Origin of the sequence: Allosphingosinicella sp. (assembly GCF_036387615.1) — a bacterium.
GTDB lineage: Bacteria > Pseudomonadota > Alphaproteobacteria > Sphingomonadales > Sphingomonadaceae > Allosphingosinicella.
This window is the reverse complement of record NZ_DASVTH010000055.1, coordinates 1-1,566: the sequence shown is the minus strand read 5'-3', so window position 1 is coordinate 1,566 and position 1,566 is coordinate 1. Positions and strand designations below refer to the sequence as shown.

At 65.8% G+C, this 1,566-nt stretch carries 1 protein-coding gene; it reads right to left on the bottom strand.

From position 1 onward, the window contains the following. Window positions 1–125 precede the first annotated feature (125 nt). Window positions 126–1,415 carry an IS701 family transposase gene (locus tag VF631_RS11325; protein WP_431850416.1) on the bottom strand — a complete coding sequence of 430 codons (1,290 nt, stop codon included), beginning with the start codon at window positions 1,413–1,415 and terminating at the stop codon, window positions 126–128. Between the last annotated feature and the right edge of the window lie 151 nt (window positions 1,416–1,566).

Sequence of the window (1,566 nt, the reverse complement as noted above, 5' to 3'; positions counted from 1 at the left end):
TCTTCATAGGACTAAATTCTTGAATATTGCCACCTGGACTGTGTCATAGCATTTTATGAAAAGCCCTATTGTCCGCCATTTGGGAAGCTCTGTGGGGTTGGGCGCAGTACGGGCATCGCTCCAATTTACGCATGATCATGCGGGCGATGCGGTGACGCAGCGAGGCGATGGAGTATGGATTGTGACGCGCCGTCCGTGTCGGCTTGGGCGGGGTGCCGAGGGGGGAAAAGGCTTCGCTCGCACACGAGGAAGCCGTACGCCGCCAGACACAGGGTGACATGGTGATTGAAGCCGCGCCAGCCACGGCCCTCGAACCTGGCCAAGCCGACCTCCTGCTTGAGTTCGCGATAGTCCTGCTCGACCCGGTAGCGGCCCTTGGCGTGTCGGACGAGGTTTTCGAGCGGCGTGTCGGCCGGCAGCGTGCTCAGCCAGTAGTTCCGGTCCTTGGCGGCCTCGGCGTCCTGAACGATCAGCCATTCCTCGGGATCGAGGTGGTCACGGCGCTGGGTCGGAGCGACCTGAACCCGGCGCGCCGCGAACCGCCCGGTCAACTGTCCGGCCGATCCTTCACGCCAGGAAACGGTGCGCCAGTCCCGCGGCCCCCACTCGCCGGCCAGGACATCGACCCGGACCGCGCCGGCCTGGACCTTGGCGGACCTGTCGCGCGCCGTGGCGTGGCCCGCCGCGCCGGCGGCCGGCACGGCCGTGGTGTTGCTCTCGATCCCGAGCGCGTAGGCGAGATCGAGGTCCCTCAGCGCGTCGCGGAAGCTTCGGGCGCCGCCGTAAGCCGCGTCGGCCAGCACGATCCCGCGCGGCAGGCCGGTGGCGGCGGCGTGGCGGATCTGATCAATCGCCATCTCGATCTTGGTGCGGAACACGAGATGGGGCGGCACCCCGGCACGAAGACGGCGTTTGCGATCATGCGCCCACTCCTCGGGCAGGTAGAGCTCGCACGCGACCGGCATGCTGGCCGCTCCGGTCGCCAGCGACAGGCTGACCAGCGACTGGCAGTTGGCCGTCGTGCCGACCAGACCCGAGTACTGGATGGCGACCCCGACCGAATGCCGGCCGCTCTTGAGCAGGGTCGTGTCATCGACGATCCAGTGCTCGATGGCGCCGCGCTGTTGCATCGCCGGCACGACCCGGCCGAGCACCCGCTCGCGCACGGGGCCATCCTTCCAACTGGCTTCGCTGACGAAATGCTGGATCGACTGGTGGCGGCGCGAGACGTTCCCGCTGTCCAGGCGCTCGGCGATCGGCTCCATGCTCTTGCGCTCACCGGGCAGCAACAGCCCGGTCATGTAGTCGCTCAGCCCACGCCGACGCGCATCGTTGCCCACAGCCGCGCCCAAATCCTCAAGATAGTCCTGGAAGCGCCGCTCCATCGCGGCATCGAAACTCGTTCCTTCGCTCATGCCAATCAAATAGGCATCAATCAATCCCGCGCAATCCATCAGCCCCTATTTGGTAGGATTGCTGTCATGACGCAGTCCATCAGATCGTCGACCGCCGCCAGCACCGCCGCACCTTGCCCGTCCGGGCAGCAACTAATGTTCATCTAGTTTT

Bases quoted from the DNA above. Each gene is read 5' to 3' on its own strand.
- VF631_RS11325 (WP_431850416.1), bottom strand. From the start codon at position 1,415: ATGAGCGAAGGAACGAGTTTCGATGCCGCGATGGAGCGGCGCTTCCAG.